This is a genomic window from Glycomyces dulcitolivorans, assembly GCF_003265355.1.
GTDB classification, from domain to species: Bacteria; Actinomycetota; Actinomycetes; order Mycobacteriales; family Micromonosporaceae; genus Glycomyces; species Glycomyces dulcitolivorans.
The window spans coordinates 1-17,065 of sequence record NZ_QFRW01000090.1 but is presented as its reverse complement, the minus strand read 5'-3'; the positions used below and the strand labels follow the sequence as shown (position 1 = coordinate 17,065).

At 71.9% G+C, this 17,065-nt stretch carries 15 protein-coding genes; 13 read left to right on the top strand and 2 right to left on the bottom strand.

Features of this window, described 5'->3' with window-relative positions:
* The first annotated feature begins 60 nt into the window (after nucleotides 1-60).
* Nucleotides 61-876, top strand: a complete 816-nt coding sequence (aac(3), locus tag DI269_RS10285) for an aminoglycoside 3-N-acetyltransferase (RefSeq protein WP_112135417.1) — start codon at nucleotides 61-63, stop codon at nucleotides 874-876.
* Here the strand turns inward: aac(3) and DI269_RS10280 are convergent.
* Entirely contained in the window at nucleotides 873-2,618 is a 1,746-nt protein-coding gene (locus DI269_RS10280; protein ID WP_112135415.1) for a glycoside hydrolase family 35 protein, read from the bottom strand. The genes aac(3) and DI269_RS10280 overlap by 4 nt on opposite strands.
* A gap of 167 nt (nucleotides 2,619-2,785) precedes the next feature.
* On the opposite strand from DI269_RS10280, the gene DI269_RS10275 reads away from it, so the two are divergent.
* The 10 genes from DI269_RS10275 (at nucleotide 2,786) to DI269_RS10230 (ending at nucleotide 14,556) form a co-directional block, all read left to right on the top strand.
* On the top strand, nucleotides 2,786-3,802 hold the full coding sequence (locus DI269_RS10275) for a LacI family DNA-binding transcriptional regulator (RefSeq protein WP_112135413.1): 1,017 nt from the start codon (nucleotides 2,786-2,788) through the stop codon (nucleotides 3,800-3,802).
* 125 nt (nucleotides 3,803-3,927) lie between these two features.
* A complete protein-coding gene (locus DI269_RS10270; protein WP_112135411.1) occupies nucleotides 3,928-4,821 on the top strand; it encodes an ROK family protein in 894 nt (297 codons plus the stop codon).
* A 10-nt stretch (nucleotides 4,822-4,831) separates the two neighbouring features.
* A complete protein-coding gene (locus DI269_RS10265; protein WP_112135409.1) occupies nucleotides 4,832-6,655 on the top strand; it encodes a class I mannose-6-phosphate isomerase in 1,824 nt (607 codons plus the stop codon).
* Between the two features lie 31 nt (nucleotides 6,656-6,686).
* Complete coding sequence (locus DI269_RS10260; RefSeq protein WP_112135406.1) at nucleotides 6,687-7,949, top strand: ABC transporter substrate-binding protein; 1,263 nt, start codon at nucleotides 6,687-6,689, stop codon at nucleotides 7,947-7,949.
* A gap of 7 nt (nucleotides 7,950-7,956) precedes the next feature.
* Nucleotides 7,957-8,859 carry a carbohydrate ABC transporter permease gene (locus DI269_RS10255; RefSeq protein WP_112135404.1) on the top strand — a complete coding sequence of 301 codons (903 nt, stop codon included), beginning with the start codon at nucleotides 7,957-7,959 and terminating at the stop codon, nucleotides 8,857-8,859.
* 2 nt (nucleotides 8,860-8,861) lie between these two features.
* Nucleotides 8,862-9,689 (top strand): carbohydrate ABC transporter permease, encoded by an 828-nt coding sequence (locus DI269_RS10250; RefSeq protein ID WP_112135401.1) that lies wholly within the window; start codon nucleotides 8,862-8,864, stop codon nucleotides 9,687-9,689.
* Nucleotides 9,690-9,697: 8 nt separating this feature from the next.
* Entirely contained in the window at nucleotides 9,698-11,818 is a 2,121-nt protein-coding gene (locus DI269_RS10245) for a glucosidase family protein (protein ID WP_112135399.1), read from the top strand.
* The gene (locus DI269_RS10240) at nucleotides 11,815-12,975 is read left to right on the top strand and encodes a GDSL-type esterase/lipase family protein (RefSeq protein WP_112135396.1); all 1,161 of its coding nucleotides are present in this window, start codon (nucleotides 11,815-11,817) and stop codon (nucleotides 12,973-12,975) included. Before DI269_RS10245 ends, DI269_RS10240 begins: the two co-directional genes overlap by 4 nt.
* Entirely contained in the window at nucleotides 12,972-14,066 is a 1,095-nt protein-coding gene (locus DI269_RS10235; RefSeq protein WP_112135393.1) for a DUF4185 domain-containing protein, read from the top strand. The genes DI269_RS10240 and DI269_RS10235 overlap by 4 nt, the downstream gene beginning before the upstream one ends.
* An 85-nt stretch (nucleotides 14,067-14,151) precedes the next feature.
* Nucleotides 14,152-14,556, top strand: coding sequence for a DUF7144 family membrane protein (locus DI269_RS10230; protein WP_112135390.1), 405 nt, complete (start codon nucleotides 14,152-14,154; stop codon nucleotides 14,554-14,556).
* Here the strand turns inward: DI269_RS10230 and DI269_RS10225 are convergent.
* A complete protein-coding gene (locus DI269_RS10225) occupies nucleotides 14,540-15,262 on the bottom strand; it encodes a methyltransferase domain-containing protein (protein ID WP_112135388.1) in 723 nt (240 codons plus the stop codon). The genes DI269_RS10230 and DI269_RS10225 overlap by 17 nt on opposite strands.
* Before the next feature lie 26 nt (nucleotides 15,263-15,288).
* Between DI269_RS10225 and DI269_RS10220 the strand changes: the two genes are divergently transcribed.
* Nucleotides 15,289-16,125, top strand: coding sequence for a UbiA family prenyltransferase (locus DI269_RS10220; protein ID WP_112135386.1), 837 nt, complete (start codon nucleotides 15,289-15,291; stop codon nucleotides 16,123-16,125).
* A gap of 46 nt (nucleotides 16,126-16,171) precedes the next feature.
* Nucleotides 16,172-17,065: acyl-CoA dehydrogenase family protein (locus DI269_RS10215; protein WP_112135384.1), on the top strand; the 894-nt coding region annotated here is incomplete at its 3' end.

Sequence of the window (17,065 nt, the reverse complement as noted above, 5' to 3'; positions counted from 1 at the left end):
GAGTCGACACCCCCGCGAGTCGATCGCGAGCGGCGCAAGGACATCGGCGAGAATCCGGTGATGGGAGACGCTTCGCAAGACTCGGTGGTGACGCGGTCGCGCCTGGCGGCCGACCTGCGTCGGCTCGGCCTCGGCGACGCCGATTCGGTCATGGTCCACGCGGCGTTCAGTCGCGTGGGGACGGTGCTCGGCGGGCCCGACGCGCTCATCGACGCCGTGCTGGACGCGACCGGCCCCGGCGGGACGCTCCTGAGCTACCAGGACTGGGAGGTCGGCGCCGAGATCTGGGACGACGACGGCCGGGTCCTGGACGTATTCCGCGACGAGGTCCCGCCCTACGACCCGGCGACCGCCCGTTCAGCGCGCTACATCGGTCTGCTCGCGGCCACGGTCGGCACCCGCAAGGGCGTGCGCCGCAGCGGCAACCCCGGCGCGTGCGTGGCGGCCCTGGGCGCCCGCGCCGAGGAGCTCACCGCCGACCACCCGCTCGACTACGGCTACGGGGAGGACTCGCCGTTCGCGCGCCTGGCCGCCGCCGGCGGCCGGGTCCTCATGGTCGGCGCGCCCCTGGACACCATGACGTTGCTCCACCACGCCGAGCACCTCGCCGACCTCCCCGGCAAGCGCGTCATCCACCCCGAGTACCCGCTCGCGACCCCGCACGGCACCGTGTGGCGGACCGTCGAGGAGTTCGACACGGACGACCCGGTCGTGACCGGGCCGCCCGAGGACTACTTCGGGTCCATCGTGGAGGACTACCTCGCGACCGGCGCGGGCAGGCGCGGCAAGGTCGGCGAGGCCGACAGCGTCCTTGTCGACGCCGCCGGCATCCTCCCGTTCGCCGTCGCCTGGCTCGAAGAACGCTACGGAGCCTAGAACTCCAGCGGACCGAGCTCGGGCTCGGCGACGAAGCGCAGGACCGCCTCCGGCGCGCCGTCGAGTTCGAGCAGCACCGCCTCGTTGCGTCCCGGGCGCAGGACCGGGCCCGGGACGTACAGCGTGCGCTGCGGGCCGCGGGACCAGTAGCGGCCCAGGCAGAACCCGTTGATCCAGGCGATGCCCTTGCCGAGCGCCGACGTGTCCAGGAACCGGTCCGATGCGTCCTCCGCGTCGAACTCGGCGCGCGCGAACACCAGGCCCGGCAGCGCCGGACCCGCCGCGCCCGCCTCGGCGGCCAGCGCGAGCAGGTCGCCCTCGCCGAGTGCCCGGGTCGACCAGTGCGCCAACGGCTCCCCGTCGAGGCGCACCCCGCCGATGAGGCCCTTGTCCTCGCCCAGGCGCGGCCCGTAGTTGACGCGGCCCTGGTTCTCGACCAGGAGCGTCAGCGACGCCGTGACCGCCGGGATCGCCAGCGCCCGCTGGTGCAGTTCGCGCGAGAGCACCCCGACGCCGACGCCGTCGACGACCACGTGGACCCGGTCGCGCACCTCGCCGATCGTCAGCACGCCCGCCTCGGCGCTGAACGCCTTCTCGTGCAGCAGGAACGCCGCGTCGTGCCGCGCCTCGGCGAACGTCGGGACCTCAGCGGTCGCGATCGCCGGGAGCGCCTGGGCCGCGGCGAGGAACGACCCGGCCCGCCGCAGCGGGGCCTCGCCGGTCGGCGCGGGCGCCGCCGGGTCCGGGACCTCGTCGGGCAGGTCGGTGTAGCGGCCGAGGACCTCGCGGAACGCCCAGTACTTCGCGGTCGGGCGGCCCGCCTCGTCCAGGGGCGCGTCGTAGTCGTAGCTGGTGGTGATGGGCATGTAGGTGCCCTTGTCGTTGGCGCCGCTGGTAAGTCCGAAGTTGGTGCCGCCGTGGAACATGTAGAGGTTCACTGAGGCGCCGCGGCCCAGGAGCACGTCGAGGTCGGCCGCGGCCTCGTCGGCCTTGGTCGTGTGGTGGTGGGTGCCCCAGGAGTCGAACCAGCCGTCCCAGTACTCCGAGGACATGAGCGGCCCGGTCGGCTGGTGCTCGCGCAGGACGTCGAGGCGCGAGTCGGAGCGCGAGCCGAAGGACGCGGTCATGTGGAGTCCGGGCGCGGAGCCGCGCTTGAGCATCCACGGTTCGGGCTGGTCCACGGTGGTCAGCGGGACGGTGATTCCGTTGCCGCGGAACATGGCCGTGAGGGTCTCGATGTAGGCTGTGTCGTCGCCGTAGGCGCCGTACTCGTTCTCGACCTGCATGAGGATGACGGGCCCGCCCGCGTCGATCTGGAGCGGGGCCACGATCGCGCACACGCGCGCCAGGTAGTCCTCGATCGCGGCCAGGAACTTCGGCTCGCCGCGGCGCACGCCGACCTCGGGGTCGGCGAACAGCCATGCCGGGAGGCCGCCGTTGTCGAACTCGGCGCAGATGTAGGGGCCGGGGCGCACGATCGCGTGCATGCCCTCGGCGGCGACCGTTTCGAGGAAGCGGCGCAGGTCCAGGCGCCCCTCCTCGGTCCACGAGCCGGGTTCGACGGCGTGGAGGTTCCACGGCACGTACGTCTCGACGGTGTTCAGGCCCATCAGCCGCGCCTTGCGGATGCGGTCGGTCCAGTGGTCGGGGTGGACGCGGAAGTAGTGGATCGCGCCCGAGAGCACGCGGCGGGGCTCGCCGTCGAGCAGGAAGTCGTGCTCGCCGATCGCGAAGCGGCTCATGCGCTGGTCCTTCGTTCGGGGTAATTATGTCCATTGGAAAAAGTACCCGGAACCTTCGGCGGTCCGCCATGCCGCCCCGGGCCGCGGTGAGATGGGCCCCTTCCATGGGGACGCCGCCCCGTCCGCGGTTCGCATAGGATCAACGCACTACGCGTGGAAGGGCGGGCATGTCGACGTTTCGAGGGGCGCGGCAGCCGACCATCAAAGAGGTCGCCAGTCGCGCCGGGGTGAGTCCGATGACCGTCTCGCGCACGCTCGCCGGGGGTCGCAACGTGCGCCCCGACGTGCAGGAGCGCGTCATGGCCGCGGTCAAGGAGCTCGGCTACTACCGCAATGAGAACGCCCGCAGCCTGCGCCCGGGCCAGCCCAGCGGCCTCATCGGCGTCGCGATCACCAACCTCGCCAACCCCTACTACGGGAACTTCGCGCTCGGGGTCGAGGAGGTCGCCGCCGAGCACGGGCGGCGGATCCTCCTCGGCAACACCGGCGAGGACGACGCCCGCGAGCGCCAGCTCGTCTCGGACTTCATCGGCCGCCAGGTCGACGGGCTCATCCTGGTCCCCACCAGCGGCGACGCCGCCCACCTGCGGCCCGAGCGCCTCGGGGACGTCCCCCTCGTCCTCGCCTCGCGCCGCGTCCCGGGCCTGGACGTGGACACCGTCCTCCTCGACGACGTCGGCGGCGCCTACCGGGGCACCGTCTCGCTCCTGGACGCCGGGCACACCCGCATCGGGTTCCTCGGCAACCGCAGCTCGGTCTTCACCGGCGAGCGCCGCTACAAGGGCTACGAGCGGGCCATGCTGGAGCGCGGCGCCCCCGTCGACCTGTCGATCGTCGCCCGCGACCAGCAGGACGTGGACGCCGCGAGCCGGGCCGCGAAGGCCATGTTCGACCTCGCCGACCCGCCCACGGCGATCTTCAGCGCGAACAACCGCAACACGATCGGCGCGATGCGCGAGATCGGGCGGCGCATCCGCGAGGGCGTGGCCGGGCCGCGCCCGGCCGTCGTCAGCTTCGACGACTTCGAGCTCTCCGAGCTCATGCCGGTGCCGGTCACCGTCATCGACCACGACGCGCGCCTGCTCGGCCGCGAGGCCGCCACGCTGCTGTTCTCCCGCCTCGACGGCTCCGCCGCCGACGAGCCGCGCACGGTCGAGCTGCCGGTCTCGATCGAATTCCCCTGACGCCACACCCGCCCCTCGCATCGGGGTTGCAATCCGCCGCGCTATGTTGGTAACGTTACCAATCGCGAGGTCGCCCGAAAACGATCTTGCGGTCCCCAGCCCGTGCACCAGGAGGCAGGCGAGCGATGGAGCTCTGCATCGACTTCGGCGGCACCGAGATCAAACTCGGCGTCCTCGACCGCGGCGAACCCGTGCGCACCGCCGCGGTCCCGGTCGGCGACGGCGACCTCGAAGCGGCCGCCCTCGCCGCCAACGACCTCGCCGCCGGCCTCGCCCCCACGAGTGTCGGCATCGCCGTCCCCGGCGTCGTCGACCGCGCTGCGGGGCGCCTCGTCAGGGCCCACGACAAGCACCCGCGCCTCGACGGCCTCGACCTCGTGACCTGGGCCCGCGACGCCTTCGGGCTCCCCGCGGGCTCGAACATCATCATCGAGAACGACGCCCGCGCCGCCCTCGTCGGCGAGACCACCACCGGCTCGGCCGCCGGGGCGCGCAACGCCGTGATCATGACGCTCGGCACCGGCATCGGCACCGCCGCGATCATCGACGGCGTGCTCCTGCGCGGCGCCCACGACCACGCCGGGATCCTCGGCGGCCACCTCACCGTCGACCTCGGCGCCTCCCGCTGCAACTGCGGCAACCTCGGCTGCGCCGAGTCCATCGCCGGCGCCTGGGCCCTGCGCCGCGACCTCGCCGCCCGCGGCGACGCCGTCACCGACGTCAAGGAGATGATCGCCGCCGCCGAAGCCGGCGACCCCGCGGCCCTCGCGCTGTTCGACCGGGCCCTCCTCGCCTGGAGCGCCACCGTCGTCTCCCTCTGCCACGCCTACGACCCCGAGGTCGTCGTCCTCTCCGGCGGCATCATGCGCGCGGGGAACACCGTCGCCGACCCGATCGAGGCGTACGTCGCCGAGTACCTCTGGTCGAGCCTGGAAGCCCCCGCCTACGTCGTCCCCGACCGTCCCGACCTCTCGGTCCTGCGCGGACTCGCCGTCCTCGCCGCCGCCGCACATTCCTGAAGGAGCGCACGTGCCAACCGCCAGTCCGTCCGAACCGACCGGCCGCTACGAGAAGCAGCCGACCGTGCCGCTGCCGGCCGACGCCCGCGTCCTCCACGGCCCCGCGGCCTGGAACGCCGCCGCCCAGGCCGCGACCGAACGCGCCGGAGACCGCGCCCCGCTCCTCGCCGTCGACGCCTACCCCGGCACCGACCTCCCGCTCCTGGCCAAACTCATCGCCGACGCCCTCCCGCAGTGGAAGATCGTCGACGTGGAAGACGCCGCCGCGCTCCCGATCGAGGTCATCGACGCGCGCATCGCCGACAACCTCACCGACGACCGCGTCTTCGGCGTCCTCTCCCACGCGAACGTCGACGCCTTCTACGACACCGAGCACCTCGCCAAACTCGCCGTCGAAGCCGACGGCGACGACCGGCCCGTGGTCCTCCTCGGCTGGGGCGCCGACCTCGCCGCCCGCCGCACCGGCGCCCCCTACGCCCTCGTCCTCGCCGACATGGCCCGCTGGGAGATCCAGCTGCGCCAGCGCAACGGCGCGACGAACTGGCGCGCAGGCAACCCCGACGAGGACCGGCTGCGCAAGTACAAGCGTGGATTCTTCGTCGAGTGGCGCGCGGCCGACCGCCACAAGCGCACCCTGTTCGACCGCGTCGACTTCGTGCTGGACGCCAACGCCATCGGCGCCGCCGTCCCCGCCGACCGGCAGGCCGGCATGATCACCGGCGACGCCTTCCGCACCGCCATCGCCGCCGCCGCGCAGGCCCCCTTCCGCGTCGTCCCCTTCTTCGACCCCGGCGTGTGGGGCGGCCAGTGGATGAAGGAGAAGCTCGACCTCGACCCGTCCCAGCCCAACTACGCCTGGTGCTTCGACTGCGTCCCCGAGGAGAACTCGCTCCTCCTCGCGGACGCCGCGGGCGCGGTCGTCGAGATCCCGTCCCTGGACCTGGTGTTCACCCAGCCGAAGGCCCTGCTGGGGGAGCGGACCTACGCGCGCTTCGGCGCCGAGTTCCCCATCCGCTTCGACTTCCTCGACACCATGGACGGCGGCAACCTCTCCCTCCAGGTCCACCCGCTCACCGACTACATCCAGCAGACCTTCGGCATGCACTACACGCAGGACGAGTCGTACTACATGCTCGACGCCGGCGAGGACGCCGTGGTCTACCTCGGCGTCAAGGACGACGTCGACCGGGACGCCATGCTCGACGACCTCCGCACCGCCGAGACCGGCGAGCGGCCCTTCCCCGCCGAGCAGTACGTGAACGCCTTCCCCGCCAAGAAGCACGACCACTTCCTCATCCCCGCCGGCACCATCCACTCCTCCGGCCGCAACTCCATGGTCCTGGAGATCTCCGCGACCCCGTTCATCTTCACCTTCAAGCTCTGGGACTGGGGCCGCGTCGGCCTCGACGGCATCCCCCGCCCCGTCCACCTCGACCACGGCGAGCGCAACCTCGTCTGGGAGCGCGACGGCGACTGGACCGCGGCCAACCTCGTCAACACCGTCGAAGTCGTCGCAGAAGACGGCGACACCCGCGAAGAGCGCACCGGCCTCCACGAACTCGAATTCATCGAGGTCCGCCGCCACTGGTTCACCGGCGAGGTCGCCCACGACACCGAAGGCACCGTCAACGTCCTCAACCTCGTCGAAGGCGACGAGGTCGAAGTGGTCAGCCCCACGGATGCCTTCGCGCCCTACACCGTCCACTACGCCGAGACGTTCATCGTCCCGGCCGCCGTGGGCCCCTACCGCATCCGCCCGACCGCGCGCTCCCGCAGCGAGCGGTTCGGCACCGTCAAGGCCTCCGTCCGCGGCACCCGCACCGGCGAGGCATAGCCCAAACCCCTTGAGAACAAAGGAGTTCGACATGAGATCCCCGAGGATCCCCCTCACGATCGCGGCGGCCGCCGCGGCGAGCCTGGTGCTCGCCTCCTGCGGCGGCGGCGGAGAAGACGACGGCGCCACCACCGGCACCCTCGACTTCTACACCAACAAGGCCGCCTGGGAGCCCGACTTCGACGAGCTCAACGCCGCCAGCGAGTCCGGCGCCGACATCACCCTCGACACCACCGGGTACTCCGACGCCGCCCAGTACGACGCGTTCATCAAGCAGTCCTTCCGCACCGACAAGAGCCCCGGCCTGTTCACCTGGCAGACCGGCCCCTCGCTCACCGAACTCGTCGAAGAGGACCTCATCGCCGAGACCACCGACATCTGGACCAAGGCCGTCGACGAAGGCTGGGTCTCGCCCGACCTGCGCGACTCCTACACCGTCGACGGGAAGCAGTACTGCGTCCCGATGAACATCGCCTACTGGGTCATGTACTACAACAAGGACATCTTCGCCGAGCAGGGCCTCGAAGAGCCCACCACCTGGGCCGAACTCGACGCCATCGCCACCCAGCTCTCCGGCGCCGGCATCACCCCCTACTACCAGACCAGCACCCTGTTCACGTTCCAGTGGTTCCAGCAGCTCGTCGCCGGCACCGACCCCGAGCTCTACAACGGACTCGCCACCGGCGACGTCAAGTACACCGACCCCGAGATCGTCGAGATCATGAACACCTGGCTCGAACAGGAGCAGGCCGGCTGGTTCTCCGACGCCGGCTCCACGATCGACCCCGCCGTCGGCCTCAAGCAGGGCGACTTCGCGATGATCAACTTCGGGTCGTTCTTCAACGGCTCCCTCGACGGCGCCGGCATGGTCTCCGGCGAGGACTACGACATGTTCGTCATCCCCGCCGTCAACGGCGCCCTGGAGAAGACCCCCGTCGCGGTCGAGTCCGGCCCGCTGTGCGTCGCCGAGAACTCCACCCAGAAGACCCTCGGCCTGTCCTACTCCGAGTGGTGGATGTCGCCCGAGGCCCAGACCGCCTGGAGCGAGGCCCGCGGCGACGTCGCCTTCAACCCGCAGGCCACCGTCGCCGACCCCATGCTCGAAGAGCTCGGCACCACCGTCTCCGGCGACGGCTACGAACTCTACGACCGCTACTACGAGGCCACGCCCACGCCGATCCTCACCGTCGCCCTGGAGCAGTTCGGCGCCTTCATCGCCAACCCCTCCGACCCGCTCCCGTACCTGGAGGCCATCCAGGCCGAGGCCGACGACTACTGGGCAGACCAGGGGTAGCACCGGAATGACCGACAAGACCCTCAGCCCGAGCGCCCTCCGGCGGCGCGACCAGTACCGCTGGTCGGCCCTCGGGTTCATCGCACCGGGCGTGCTCCTGGTGGCGGTGCTGCTGTACCTGCCGCTGCTGTGGACGACGTTCCTCAGCCTCACCGAGTACAACGGCCTGGGCGATCCCGAATGGATCGGCATCGAGAACTACGTCGAGATGTTCGACGACCCCGGCTTCATCGGCTCCGTGCTCAACACGCTGCTGTGGGTCGCCGGGACCCTCCTCGTCCCGGTCGGCATCGGGCTGGGGGTCGCCCTGCTCACCTGGAACCTCAAGGGCGGCACCTGGCTGCGCCTGCCGTTCCTCATCCCGTACGCGCTCTCCGGCATCGGGGTCGGCGTCATCTGGTCGTTCATCCTGTCCGGCGACGGCGCCCTCGACCAGGCCCTGGCGGCCTTCGGGATCGACGACACGCCGCGCTGGCTCGTCGACGCCCCGCTCAACACGGTCGTGATGATCCTCGCGACCGCGTGGCAGGGCGTCGGCGTGAACGCCCTCCTGTTCACCATCGGCCTCCAGTCGATCCCGCGGGAACCGCTGGAGGCGGCGAAGATGGACGGCGCCAACGGGCTGCGGATGTTCCGCTCGATCCTGTGGCCGATGCTGCGGCCCCTGACGGCGGTCGTCGTCGGCCTGTCGATCGTCGCGTCCCTGAAGACCTTCGACATCGTGCAGGGCATGACCAAGGGCGGCCCGGGGCGCGACTCCGAGACGCTCGCGCTGACGATGTACAAGGAGACCTTCGTGAACAGCGAGTACGGCCTGGGCTCGGCGATCGCGGTGTTCCTCACCGTCGTCACCCTCATCGCCTCCATCCTCTACCTGCGCCAGCAGCTCTCCAGCAAGCACGGGGCCTAGCCATGCAGTTCAAAAGCACAGCACGAGTGATCCGAACTTCCGTCCTGGCCGTCCTCGGCCTGATCTGGCTGCTCCCGGTGTACCTGCTGCTGGTCAACGCCGCGAAGTCCCCGGAGACGTTCACGACCAAGGAGTCGTGGCTGCCCACCGACTTCTCCCTGTTCGGCAACATCGCCGAGGCCCTGGAGCTGTCCGGCCTCGCCGAGTCCGCCGCCAGCACCCTGCTGTACTCGGTCGTGTCACCCGCGATCGCCGTCCTCGTCGGCGCCGCCGCCGGGTTCGCGATCGTGGCGCTGCGCCTGCGGCACGGCTTCGCGTGGTTCGTCGCGATCTTCGGCGGCACCGTGTTCCCGCTCCAGATGATCCTGCTGCCGCTGTTCGACGCCTACTCGCGCACCGGCCTGTTCGACACGCAGGCGGGCATGATCGTCGTCTACACGGCGATCTCGATCCCGTTCTCGGCGTTCGTGATGCGCAACTTCTTCTCCGGCATTGCGCACAACGTGTTCGAGGCCGCTGTCATCGACGGCGCCACGACCTGGCGGATCTTCGCCCGCGTGTACCTGCCGATGGCCTCCAGCGCCCTGGTGGCGATCTTCATCCTCCAGGCCACGTTCATCTGGAACGACTTCCTGCTCGGCCTGGTGCTCAGCCAGTCGGACACGGTGCGGCCCATCGTGACCAGCCTCGCGGGGATGCAGAGCACCTACGGCGGCGCGCAGATGTCCACCGTCCTCGCCGGGGGCCTGCTCGTCTCGCTGCCCACGGTGGTCCTGTTCCTGTTCACGCAGAAGTTCTTCGCCCGCGGCCTCGCCCTCGGGCAGTACTAGGAGTCCACATGCGTCCCGTCCCGAACGTCGACGACCTCGCCGCCGACGCGGTCGCGCACCACTACGACGACATGATCGCGCCGAGCGGCCTGACGAACTTCCTCGGCACCGCCCGGGTCGACCACGACCTGACCGCGATCAGCGCCGTCACGTTCCCGCCGGTGTCCCAGGGCCTCACCCGCACCGCGGCGTGCTTCGTGGACGGGCGCCTCGTCGAGTCCCACGGCACCGACATCACCCACGAGTGGCGGCCCGACCGGGTCCGCCGCAGCACCTCCCTGCCCGGAGTCGAACTGGCGACGCTCACCGTCTGCGCCCCCGGGGAGACCGGCGTCGCCATCGACGTCAGCGTCACCAACACGGGGGAGCGGGACCGGACGATCCCGGTCACGCTCTCCCTCGCCGCCGGCGCCACCCGCTCCACCGGGACCTGGCTCGACGCCGTCGCCCCCGAGGAGCGCAACCGCGCCACCTCCGGCGCTTCACGCCTGGTCTTCGGCAACGGCGCGGGCACCGCCTGGAGCGTCCAGGGCGTCGACACCGACGCCGAGGTCCGCCTCTCCGGGATCGCCCCCGCCGCAGGCGAACACGAGGTCGGCATCGGCGGCATCGAACGCGGCGGCGAGGTCACCGTGCGCCTGCGCCTTGCCCCCGGCGCCACCGCCCGCTTCGGCTACGTCCACACCGTCGCCGCCACCCGCGACGCCGCCGAAGCGGCCTTCGACCGCATCGCCGCCGACGTCCCCGCCGTCGTCCAAGCGGCCGAGACGTTCTGGAACGCACAGCTGTCGGCCGCCTTCACCCCCGGCAACACCGAGTTCTCCGGGCACCTCCCGGTCCTGGAGACCACGTCGGAGCCCCTGCGGCGCCTGTACTGGTGGGGCGTGCTCGGCACGATCTGGTTCCGCCGCGACTTCGACGGCAACGTCCTCGGCCGCTCCTACGACACCCTCATGCCCAACTACTGGGCCACCACCACGTTCATCTGGGACTACAGCCTCAGCTCCATCGCCCACGCGCTCCTCGACCCGGCCGTCATGCGCCGCCAGGTCGAGCACTGGATCGCCTCCGACATCCACACCCACTTCGGCACCTCCTCGCTCACCGGCGGGCCCGTGGGGCGCTGGTACTCGGTCAACGACTACGCGATGACCCGCCTCGTCCACGACTACCTCCGCTTCACCGGCGACACGGCCCTCCTCGACGCGACCCCGGGCGGGCGGCCCGTCGCCGACCACCTGCGGGACTGGGCCCTCGCCTGGCAGGACCTGCGCGGGTCCTCGCCGCTGGCCGACTACGGCGAGATCGACAACCTCCTCGAATGCGTCAGCTCCTACACCCACGAGGTCGCGAGCCTGAATGCCGCCAACGTGTGGAGTATGCGCACCGCCGCCGAGATCCTCGCCGCCCGCGGCGACGCCGACGGCGCCGCGGCCCTCGCCGCCGCGGCCGACGCGCTCGTCAAATCGGTCGCCGACCTCTACGTCCCCGGTAGCGGCCACTTCGCCGCCCGCCAGCCCGACGGCACGCGCGTCCCCGTCCGCCACGTCTACGACTTCTCCATCGTCGGCACCACCATCGCCGCCGACCTCGACGAGACCGTGCGAGGCGAGATGGTCGACTTCTACAAACGCGAACTCCAGACCGAGGTCTGGCTCCGCTCGCTGTCCCCTTGGGACTCCGACGCGTCCTACAGCATCCGCCCCGACCACCAGTGGAACGGCGCCTACCCCGCCTGGCCCGCCGACGCGGCCCGCTCCCTCGTCGCCCTCGGCGCACCCCAGGTCGCCATCGACTGGCTCCCGGGCCTGGCCCGCTCCGCCAACCAGGGCCCGCCCGGCCAGGCCCACTTCACCGAAGAGGCCGTGCCCGCCGTCAACGGCGGCGCCCGCAAGGCGCCCCCGCAACTGCCGTACATCATCGACTGGGCGTGCTCCTCCGCCGGAGCGTATGCGGCCCTGGTCATCGAGTCGTTCTTCGGCGTCGACCCCCGCGTCGGCACCGATGCACTGGACACCTCGCGGGCGTGCATCGCCGACCTCGACCCCGACGCGGTCCTGCGGGGCCTGCGCCTGGGCGACCGGCTCGTCGACGTCCACGCCGACGGCACGGTGGTCGACGCCGCATGAACCCGTACCCCATGCGCCACTTGATCAGAGGCGCCGTCGAGATCGAGGAGACCCACCGCGGCCTCCTCCCGCACCGGCTCCCGCGATGGGCCCGGCGCCAGATCCCCGACCGCTTCATGGTCCAGACCAGCGCCGAGAGCACCGGCGTGCGCCTCGCCCTCCGCACCGCCGCCGACGTGATCGAGCTCGACGTGCAGGCCCGGCGCATCGCCGCCGACGCCGACACGCCGTTCCCGCCGAGCGCCTACGAGCTCACCGAGGACGGCGCCGTCGTCGCCACCGCGACCGCGACCGCCGGGTCCCGCTTCGTCTTCACCTTCGAGCGGCCCGAGGGCGAGATCGTCCCCGGCCCCGACGCCACCGCCCGCTTCACCGGCCTCGGCCAAGGCCGCGAACGCGATCTCGAACTGTGGCTGCCGTACCACGACGCCGTCGAACTCCTCGCGCTCCGCGCCGACGCCCCCGTTGCGGCCCAACCGGACTCAGGAGTACTGCGCTGGGTCCACCACGGCTCCAGCATCAGCCACGGCTACCGCGCCGACACCACCACCGGCACCTGGCCCGCCGTCGCGGCCCTGCGCGCCGGCGCCCGCCTCACCAACCTCGCCTTCAGCGGCAACGCCATGCTCGACCCGTTCACCGCCCGCACCATCCGCGACACCCCCGCCGACCTCATCACCCTCAAGCTCGGCATCAACCTCGTCAACGGCGACACGATGCGCCTGCGCGCCTTCCGACCCGCCGTCGACGGCTTCCTCGACACCATCCGCGACGGCCACCCCGAGACCCCGATCGTCCTCGTCTCCCCGATCTGGTGCGAACCCGTCGAGACCAAGGCCGGGCCCACGATGCAGGACCCCGACCGCGACGAGGAGTGGTCCATCGCCGCAGGCACCGAGGACGACGTCCTCCTCGGCCACCTCTCGCTCCAGTCGATCCGCACCGAACTCGCCGCGATAGCGGACCGGCGCCAGGACGACGACCGCCACCTCCACTACCTCGACGGCCTGTCCCTCTACAGCGGACGGGACGCCGAGAAGATGCCGCTGCCGGACAACCTGCACCCCGGCCCCGACGTCCAGCGCCTCATCGGCGAGCGGTTCGCCGACAGCGTCCTCGCCGCCTTCACCCCTGAACTGCAAAGGAGCAGCACATGACCCACCGACCGACCACCGTGGCCGCGGCGGTCCTCGCCGGACTCGCCGTCGCCGCCGTCCCCAGCGCCGCCCAGGCCGCCACCGCCTGCGCGCCCGCGGTCTCCGCCAGTGTCAACGAGGAGCTCACCGAGCGCTTCGAGACCTACGGCGACACCGCCGGGCGCTGGACCGGCGCCGACTCCGCCTACAGCGTCCCGCTTCCGGACGGCACCACCGCGTGGCTGTACTCGGACACGTTCATGGGCGAGGTGAACGACGACCTCAGCCGCCCGATCGACTCGCCGTTCCTCCACAACTCGATCATCGTCGACGACGGCCGGGGCCTCACGACCGTCACCGGCGGCACCGAGGCCGCCCCCGAGTCCCTCGTCAAGGTCCCCGGCGGCGACGAGATGCAGAACTGGTACTGGTTCGGCGACGGGACCGTCGAGGGCGACACCCTCAAGGTGATGCTCCTCGAATTCGTCAAGACCGGCAGCGGCGTCTTCGACTTCGCGTTCGCCGGGAACGCCGTCGCCACCTTCGACACCGACGACATGAGCCTCACCGCGATCACCGACCTCCCCGAGTCCACCGTGAACTGGGGCTCGGCCATCTACGAGGACGTTGAATACACGTACGTGTTCGGCGTCGAGGACAACCAGGCGCAGAAGTTCGCCCACCTCGCCCGCGTCCCCGCCGGCGGCCTCGCCGCCGCCCCCTGGGAGTACTACGCCGACGGGACCTGGTCGACCGACCCGAACACCTCCACCCGCATCCTCGAAGGCGTCTCCAACGAGTTCAGCGTCCAGCGCTACCAGGGCAAGTTCACGCTCGTGACCGGCGACGCCACCGAGCCGCTCAGCGCCAAGATCGTCATGTACCGCGCCGACGACCTCGCAGGCCCGTACACCGGCAAGACCGTCCTGTACGAGACCCCCGAGACCGGCGGGAACGTCTTCACTTACAACGCCAAGGCCCACCCCAACCTCGGCGACCGCGACACCCTCCTGATCACCTACAACGTGAACAGCTTCGAAGGCGACGACCTGTACGCCGACGCGCACCTGTACCGCCCGCGCTACATCGACGTGGACCTGCGCACCCGCTGACCCCCGACCGATTCGCGCGTTTCGCCCCCGCCCGGCCCGGGCGGGGGTACACAGGAGCAAAGCGCGCGAACGTGAGGAGTCGGAAATGTCCGAAGAAGACGGCAGGCTCGCCTGGGCCACCGCGGGCGCGGTGGTCGCAGGCGCCCTGATGATCACCGTGGGCCTGTTCCAGCTGTTCGAGGGCATCGCCGCGGTCGCCAACGACCGGATCTTCGCCACGGTCGCCGACTACACCTTCGCGATCGACACCTCCGGCTGGGGCTGGATCCACATCGTGCTGGGCGCCCTGCTCGCCCTCACCGGCCTGTTCGTCCTCATGGGACGCGCCTGGGCCTACGGCGTCGGCATCGGCCTGGCCGCCGTGTCGGCGCTCAACCAGTTCTTCTTCCTGCCCTACTACCCGCTGTGGGCGCTGCTCATCATCGCGTTCGACGTGTTCGTCATCTGGGCGCTGGCCGTGGTCCTCGCCGAGGTCAACGCCCCGTCCTGACCGTCCCCCACGCCTGGAACAGGACCGCCGTCGTCGGGGCCGCGACCATGCGGACCCCGGCGCGGCGCCCCAGCGCCCACAGCAGGGCGTCCACGAGGGACGGCCGGATGCCGCGCAGCGTCAGGTCCACCCCGTGCCGGGCGCACTCCGCGACCAGGACCTCCCGGTCCACCAGCAGCGCCGGGTCGTGCACGCCGCGCACCGCGATCCGCGGGAGGCGCTCGGCCACCGTGATCGCCAGGAACCGGCACAGGGCCGTCGCCGCGAGCGTGTCGACGACGAGCAGCCCGCCCGGACGCAGGAGCCGGCACGCCTCCGCCACGGCCCCGGGCAGATCCGCGACGTGCTCCAGGATCTCCCCGGCCGCCACCACATCCGCGCACCCGTCCGGCAGCGGCACCGCGCACACGTCCCCGCGCACCGCCAGCACCCCGTGCGTCGCCGCCAGCCGCAGCGACTCGACCGACAGGTCCACCCCGATGTGCGTGTAGCCCTTGCCCTCCACGTGCGGGGCGAGGAGCCCCGCCCCGCAGCCCAGATCCACCAGGACCGCCCCCGGCCGCTCCGCGGCCGGGATCAGCGCCCCGCGGGCCGCCGCCAGCCAGTGCAGCATCGCGAAGACGCCCCGCGGCCGCCACCACTCCCCGGCGAGGCGGTCGTACATGGCCGGGTCGTTCGGTCGGGGCCTTCGGGTCTGGCGTCGCATACGGTCAGGGTGGCACACTGATCCGCATGACAACGGCCGCGGCGATGCTCAAAGCGCTCGTCCAAGCGTCCCATCCGCTCCCCGCCCTCGCAGTCACCCTCGTCACCGCCGGACTCGCCGCCTCCACCGGCCGCTCCATCCCCGGGATCATCGCGATCGCCCTCGCGATCCTGCTCGGCCAGCTGTCGGTCGGCTGGCTCAACGACCTCGTCGACGCGCCCCGCGACGCCCAGTCCGGCCGCGCCGGCAAACCCCTCGCCACCGGCGAGATCCACCCCGCGCTCGTCTCCGCCGCGGTCTCCCTCGCCGCGCCCGCCGCGGTCCTGCTCACCCTCGTCTCCGGCGTCCCCGCCACCCTCGCCCACCTCGCCGCCCTGGTCTCCGCGTGGGCCTACGACCTCGGCGTCAAGTCCACCGCGTTCTCCGTGGCGCCCTTCGCGATCTCCTTCGGACTGCTCCCCGCGATCGTGTCCCTCGGCGCACCCGGCTCACCCTGGCCGCCCCTGTGGCTGACCGCCGCCGCGGCCGCCCTCGGGTCCGGCGCGCACTTCGTGAACGTCCTGCCCGACCTCGCCGCCGACGCCGCCACCGGTGTGCGCGGCCTCCCGCACCGCCTGGGCGCCACCGCGACCCGCCTCCTGGCCGCCGCGCTCGTCCTCACCGCCTCCGCGCTCCTCGCGTTCGGCCCGCCCGGCCCGCCCTCGCTCCTGGTCCTGGCCGCGGTCCCCTTCGCCGCCGCCGTCCTCATCACCGGACTCGTCCTCGGACGCCGGCCCGGTTCGCGCGCGGCCTTCCACGTGGTGCTCCTCGTGGCCCTTGTCGACGTCGCGCTGCTCCTCCATACTGGGGTCCCCGCCGGCTAGGCCCAGCAACGGGTACCGGGCGGACTCTTGAGAAAAGAGGACGCTCATGCCATCACCGACCAGGGGCGGCGAGGCGCTCGCGCTGGCGCGCGAGCTCGCGCCGCGGTTCGCCGAACGGGCCGCGGCCCACGACGAGCGGGGACGCTTCCCCGAAGCCGACTTCGCGGAGCTGCGCGCGGCCGGGCTGACCGGGCTCATGGTCCCCGAGCACCTGGGCGGCTTCGGCGCGAGCTTCGCCGAGTACGCCGCGGTCGCGGCGGCCCTGGCCCGCGGCGCGGGCTCGACGGCGCTCATCTTCAACATGCACGCCTCCGTCACCGGCGCGCTCGCCCAGACCCCCGAGCACCTGGTGCGCGCCCTCGGCGCGCCCGAGAGCTTCTTCGCCGCCCGCGACAAGGCCCTCGAAGCGGCCGCGGGCGGGGCGCTGTACGGGGTCGCGATGAGCGAGCGCGGCGGCGGCTCGCGCCTGTCGAAGACCACGACGTTCTACCGCCGCAGCGGGGACGGCTTCCGCATCAGCGGAGCGAAGGCGTTCGTGTCCGGGTCGGGGCACGTGGACGCCTACCTCGTGACCGCCCGCGACGCCGACGCCGAGGAGCCGCTGGTCTCGCACTTCCTCGTCCCGGCGGGGGAGGGCATCCGCGTCGAGGAGACCTGGGACTCCCTCGGCATGCGCGCCACGGGAAGCCACGACGTCCACTTCGACGTCGAGGTCGGCCCCGACGCGCTCCTGGGCGGCGTCGAAGGGCTCGCGCTCCTGCTCGCCGAGGCCATGCCGCAGTGGCTCGTCGCCTCCTACGCCGCCGTCTACACCGGGGTCGCGCACGCGGCCGTCGACGCCGCCGCCGCCCACGTCAGGGGCCGCGGCCTCGAACACCTCGCGCCCGTGCGGGCCCGCATCGGCCGCGCCGAGGCCGCCGTCGCCGCGGCCGAACTCGTC